Annotated in this window: 3 protein-coding genes and 2 pseudogenes; 2 read left to right on the top strand and 3 right to left on the bottom strand. The window is 61.8% G+C overall.

All coding sequences use genetic code 11. From position 1 onward, the window contains the following. A partial coding sequence (locus AC1DUB_RS28040; RefSeq protein ID WP_477732349.1) for a hypothetical protein occupies nt 1–220 on the top strand: 220 nt, incomplete at its 5' end. Between the two features lie 715 nt (nt 221–935). Here AC1DUB_RS28040 and bioD read toward each other — a convergent pair. Both bioD and panD read right to left on the bottom strand, forming a co-directional pair. Then, nucleotides 936–1616, bottom strand: a pseudogene (gene bioD, locus AC1DUB_RS28035) (dethiobiotin synthase). Nucleotides 1617–1815: 199 nt separating this feature from the next. Continuing rightward, nucleotides 1816–2196, bottom strand: a complete 381-nt coding sequence (gene panD / locus AC1DUB_RS28030; protein WP_477732348.1) for an aspartate 1-decarboxylase — start codon at nt 2194–2196, stop codon at nt 1816–1818. A 1559-nt stretch (nt 2197–3755) separates the two neighbouring features. On the opposite strand from panD, the gene AC1DUB_RS28025 reads away from it, so the two are divergent. Beyond that, nucleotides 3756–4625, top strand: coding sequence for a MurR/RpiR family transcriptional regulator (locus AC1DUB_RS28025; RefSeq protein WP_477732347.1), 870 nt, complete (start codon nt 3756–3758; stop codon nt 4623–4625). Nucleotides 4626–5189: 564 nt separating this feature from the next. On the opposite strand, the pseudogene AC1DUB_RS28020 reads toward AC1DUB_RS28025, so the two are convergent. Beyond that, nucleotides 5190–5620 (bottom strand): annotated as a pseudogene (locus AC1DUB_RS28020) (transposase); the annotation flags it as partial. Between the last annotated feature and the right edge of the window lie 251 nt (nt 5621–5871).

Here is a 5871-nt window from a genome sequence, read left to right as displayed (position 1 = left end):
CCCCCACACAGGCAACCCTTTGATCGACACGATGTCCGGGGAGGGGGTCAACAACGGCTACACCATCGTGCTTACGGCGAAAAAGGGGGATGACGTTACCGGGGCGGGAACCCGCACGATCTCCCCCGACGGGAAAGTCCTGACAATGACGTTCATTTACATGGACGCCGAAGGCATTCTGCGCGGACACGTAGCGGCTTACGACAAACAGGAGGAGTGACACCCCTACGAAACTGGCCTTTGCGGCGTGACTCTGTGCCGTGAAGGCCATCTCCTCAAATGCCAACATGCTCGCTCATTCCGCCTGCGGAGCCAAGCGTCTGGCGCAGGCGCCCATCGAGCTATGCGCGGCACCTTGGCTACGCAATTGCGACGAGGATCTGGGAGGCGCTCCCTTCATTGCGCACTGGATTGTGCGCGTATGCTACGTAATCGGCGCGAGGCTTGCCGCTCTCTATGATCAGGTGCCGCTCGTCGAGGTCTACAGTTCGCTGGTCCCGCACGCCATGCGACATCTGGAACCGCTCTGTCGCCCCAAGATCCTGACGTTGGCGGCGACAATCAAGGGGGCGCGCCGTGGCCGATTTCGAAACGCGCGCGGCGTCGTCAAGGCCGATCTCGCAGCCAGCGGGCATTGGTGCGTCTGCGCGACCTTCTCACCGAAGAGACTCAGGGGTCGGTTCCAATAGAGGGCGAAAAGACACTCTAAGCGGTCACTAACGAAGAGCTTTGCGAGTGACGCCTCTCGGAGACCCAAAGCAGACATGCGATTATCGCAAGGGCCAGATATGTGTGGCTGCCGTACTCGGGACCGGACGGAACCCGAGGCTGAACTCAGCTGCCAGCCTCCTGGGGAATGACTTCACGGCTTCTTGTGCTGAAGTGCTTCGCCTTGATTTCGTGGAGGCGCGACGGAAACTCATCGATCCAGGAGCTCACGATGCGATCCTCCATGCCGGCGGCAGCGCGAGAAAGATCGTGCCCGCCTTGGGCCGCGCGGAGTGCGGGATGTCGACCAGCAGCGGCCTGCCCAAGCGGGGTTTTCAAGTAGGCAATGTTATCGTCCGGTTCCTGCATGTCGGGATCGATGCGGTTCGGGATCCAGCCGGCTAGATCCAGCCCCCGCCGGCGGATCGCTTCAGCCGTGAGCAACGCGTGGTTCAGGCAACCCAGACGCAGCCCCACGACGAGCACGATCGGCAATGCCAAGACACTGGCCAGGTCGGCGTCGGTTTCGGCTTCTGTTAACGGCACGTGAATGCCGCCCGAGCCCTGAACGACGACGAAATCGGCTCGATCTGCCAGACGCTGATGCCGGCGTCGGAGTTCTTGATATCGATGCGTTTTCCCGCTCGTTGCGCCGCGATATGCGGCGACAACGCCTGCGGCAGCAACACCGAGTTGTCCAGTTCGGGCGCGACCCACATGGTGGAGGCGCCACGCAGGGCGACCGCGTCCTCGTTCGTGAGCTCTCCGGCGATGCGCATCGCGCCCACCGCAACTGGTTTCATGCCGACCACACGGCGGTGATGGCGCTGCAGCGCATGCAACAACGCCGCTGCGGCCAAGGTCTTCCCGACACCCGTATCCGTGCCCGTGACGAAACAGCCTTTCATGCTGCCACCGTCGCGAGCGTCGCGGCCGTTGCGGAGTGCGCCAGATGTCCAACCGTTTCGTCCTCCATGACATACGGTGGCATCGCACAAGGCCGTCGCGCACGCGCAATCGCGACTGGTGGCTGGTACTCATCTGCGTGCTGGGATGGCACACGCGCGCACGCTGTGCTCGGCGAGTCCGACAGTCATCAGCGAAGGCTCAGGACTGTTGCACGGGCACGAAGTCGCGCGGCGAGAGCTGCCGGTTGGCTTCGTGGGCGAAGATGAGCTTGGGCTTGAAACCGCTCACTTCCTGCTCAGGTGCTTGCGCAAAGGCGGCGATGATGACGACGTCGCCCACCGCAGCCCCGCGCGCGGCCGAGCCGTTCACCGAGATCATCCCGGTGCCGCGCTTCCCCTTCATCGCGTAGGTGACGAAGCGCTGGTCGTTCGCGATGTTCCAGATGTGGATCTGCTCATGCTCGACGATGCCGGACGCTTCGAGCAGGTTCTCGTCAATCGCGCACGAGCCTTCATGGTGCAGTTGGCACTGCGTGGCGGTGATGCCAAGGATCTTGGACTTCAGTAAGGCTCGGTACATACGTATCTCTCTTTAAGGAACGCGCAACGGTGACCATTCAAAGTGCTGGTACGCGTCGGTAATATCAGCCGCCCGGTCGACGGTGCTTCAGCACTCCTGATTCATGCAGCCAGCTCTGCGGCGCCGCATTGCCGCTTCCGTCCTTCCTGCTCGGCAGGCCTAGGCTGTCGCACACAGAGCCATGCGCTTCGCCAGCCCAGAGCCCGCTATTGGCGACAAACGAACTAGCCGCAGGACATGAAGACGCTGGCCGAAGCGCGCACACTGAATTGGCCTAGGCGTGCTGCGTGAATCAGAGTTGGGTTCGACTCCTACATACTGTAGGCCGCATCCCAAGTTTGTATGATGCAATGAGGCCGACTTTGCCGCGAAAATTCGGCGTTTGAGCGTTGCTTTCGATGAATTTCAATGCCTCCGCGCCGGGCGCTTACTTCGGCGAGCAGTCTCGCTGGCATTGGTCGACGTTCCCGGCCTGGACGAGCTGACGGTGGCCAGAGCCCTCTTTTGTCACGGCCGAAGTCGGCCTCTTTCTCCGGCATTCGCGACGTCTGCTCCGCCCGAACCCGCAAGTCCCCCACATTGCGGATCACGGTTCTATCTTGCGGCATAGCATCGATCGCGGCGGCCCCAAACAGGAGTCGCATTGCTCTGTCGGGCGATTCCCGCTTCTCGCCGAAATCGGACTTGAGTGCAATCATGTCGTAAGCGCTCGGTCCGGGCTACAGACTGCGTCCTGCGCTTTGCCGGCTGCACGTTCCGGCTCACTTTCTACCAAATCGCGCATCGCGCGCTAAACGGAACCAAACGTGCGTGCCGGGCGATATTGGATTCGCTATGTGTTTGACTTCGCCAATCGTATCGCCTGGCCTGAACCCATCACGTTAAGCAGAAGCGAACCGTGTGTTGAAAACCTCTGTGACGGGGCGCTGCGTCGCGCGATATGCAGAAGGGCGAAATGGTCGGCCTCGTGCGACCAGTTGGGGACGGCGGTGCCCATCTGGACAGAGGCGAGACAGCACCGATGTATATCAAGGTCCCGCGAAGCTGCACATATTGGTTGTGAATGACGCAAATAGGCTCCGATTGCGGCCTCGTTGCGGGCTCATGCCCAGGTCGGCGCATTTGGGCAATGGCCCGAATGACCGCGCTACGTCGTCAGCTTCAACCCCGGCAAAGCACGCCGGCTCTAAGTTCGTCGAGTTGTCCATCGTCAACAGCGAATGAAGCGTGTTGACATAGGCCGCTGCCGGCCTGGCGAGCCATGGATGGCCCGACAGACGCACCAGCGCACAGGAACACGCCCGATCAGCGTCAGCTGGATGGAGAAGGCGAGAGCGACCGGAACGAACTCAACAGGCCAGTGGAAGCGTAGCTTGTCGCCGCCCTCGTGTACTTCATCATCTCCGGTTCAGCGTGTCCTTGCTGGGTTCGGCGGCTGCAGGAGCGGATCCAGATCGTCTGGTACGAGAGCGCCATGGTCATTGGGCCCCGCGGCCCGCCTAGCGCCCAACCGTTTGTCCGTGTAACATTCATTCCATTGAATCCTAAGGTGTTTCACGATGAGCGCACGAGAAAAGTTACTAGAACAGTTTGAGGGACTCACGCCGCGCATTCAGGCGGCGGCACGATTCATCGTGGATCACCCCAATGAGGTGGTGATCAATTCAATGCGCGGTGTTGCGGAAATGGCGGCCGCGCAGCCGGCAACGTTGGTGCGGCTTGCGAAGCAGCTGGGGTACGACGGGTGGCCGGAGCTCAAATCGGATTTTGCGCAGGACCTGGGCCTGCATGACCAATCGTACGGGCAGCGCGCCAAGACCGTTGCTCTGCGCGGCCGAACGCACGACCTGGTCAGCGAGCTGTTCGCGGTCCACCGCGGCAACCTTGACGCCACGGGGAAGGCGGCGGCGCCGCAGTTGCGGGAGGTGGCCCGCGCCTTGAAGAAAGCCAAGACAGTACACATCGCGGGATTTCGGGCTAGCTTCCCCGTTGCCTACACCTTGTTCTACGGATATCGGCTTTTTCGAAATTCGGTGAACTTGCTGGACGGGATCGGCGCCGGTCTGGAGCTGCAGCTCAGGCCCATCGAGAAGGGTGATGCCGTTGTGGTCACCAGTTTCGCGCCTTACTCGCGCGAATCGCTGCTGATTGCAGGTCACGCATTGCGAGAAGGCGCAACGCTGATCGCGCTGACGGACAGCAGCGCATCCCCTCTGGCCCTCCAGGCGGACATCACCCTTCATTTTGCGGTGCAGAGCTCATCGTTTTTTCCGTCTGTCGTCGCCGGCGTGGCGCTCACGGAAGCTCTGCTTGAGCAGTTGGTTGCCGACGCCGGTGCCAAGAGTGTCGAACACATCGATCGGGTCGAGCGCCAGCTTTTCGAATCCGGAGCGTACGTCCAGCCGCACGTCAAGCGCGGCCGCGCCTGACCTGGGCGGCCACGGACGAACTGCTGCGGCGACGCCCGCGTCGTGACACAACTCGCGGCATGGTCATGCAGCAACGCGCCAGCGATCGGCGTGCCTGCTGAAGGTGTTTGAAGGCGGTAGTCGCTAGCACCAGGAAAACGCACCCGACCAAGCACAGGACTCTCGGCGCACGGCCTGAGAGCTTGACAGACACGGACTCGGGCTGCAACAAGTGTTGCGCCGCACGCTCGTAGCGTCGCTTTAAGCCGCAGTCGCGGCGGCCGATGCCGGTCTGATGGCGATCGCGATCGCGATCACGGACACCTGGGCGTCCCCGCTGGCGCCCCCCCAGCACGGGGCAGAAGCTGAAACGCCGCGAGCGTTTCATCACCTGTAAATCGAATCCGACCGAGTTCGGGCCACTGGCGGGTGCAACCGCAGAAACTAAAGGCTGCGCTGAATAAGCCCGGTCAAATGACCCGAGCGGGTTGATGATGAGTCGATCGGGTCGAAACAGGTCACCGAGTTCCCTTTCTTGTGGCCCATTGGGCCTGCTGTCTGGACCTCTTGGCCCGTTTGCCGCCTTCATGGGCGCACCTGTGCCATCAACCTTGATCGGCTGAGGTAGATGTTGGCCAGTGCCAGGGCTGTGACCGCGCGCGTGGCGTTCTTTGCCAGGCCGCGATAGCGCACCTTGGCAAAGCCCCATAGCCGCTTGAGAACGCCGAACACGTGCTCCGCCCGCGAGCGAATGCGTGACTTGTTGCGGTTCTTCGCTTTGAGTGCCTCGTCCACGATGCCSTTGCGCCGSGTGYGCTGGTTYGTGAAGTCTTTGGCCWTGGGCGSCTTGCCTCRATCMGCSYCTTCTGGCTGGCATAGGCCGAGTCACCGTACACRCGCCGCTCKKSMCCATGCAGCARGTCRGGCAGYGGGTRCTTGTCWTGCACRTTGGCCGCYGTGACMACGGCSCTGTGCGCCAAGCCGCTTTGGCTRTCCACCSCGATGTGCAGCTTCAGTCGGGTAAGGATGCGATGTCGCCACCGCATCCTCCCCTCAGAACCGTACATGAGAGTCACCCCTCATACGGCTCAAGCCTTTCGAACGGTCCTGGTCGGACCGGGCAGCAATGCGGGTCATATTGCGTATGCTCTACGGGTGAAGTAATCGTCCCAAGTGGGGTCAAACGGGTTGGCCCCGAGTCGTATCTTGACATGCCGAATGATCGGGATACTCGCGGCTTCGAACAAGGTCGCGGCTTCGAACAAGG

The sequence above is a fragment of the Polaromonas sp. P4_F9 genome (assembly GCF_056401235.1).
The sequence above is the reverse complement of the archived record's forward strand: the minus strand, read 5'-3'. Positions and strand labels throughout refer to the sequence as shown.

What these genes read in the sequence shown, in the direction of transcription:
- AC1DUB_RS28025 (WP_477732347.1), top strand. Translation starts at nt 3,756, where the DNA reads ATGAGCGCACGAGAAAAGTTACTAGAACAGTTTGAGGGACTCACGCCG.
- panD (WP_477732348.1), bottom strand. Translation starts at nt 2,196, where the DNA reads ATGTACCGAGCCTTACTGAAGTCCAAGATCCTTGGCATCACCGCCACG.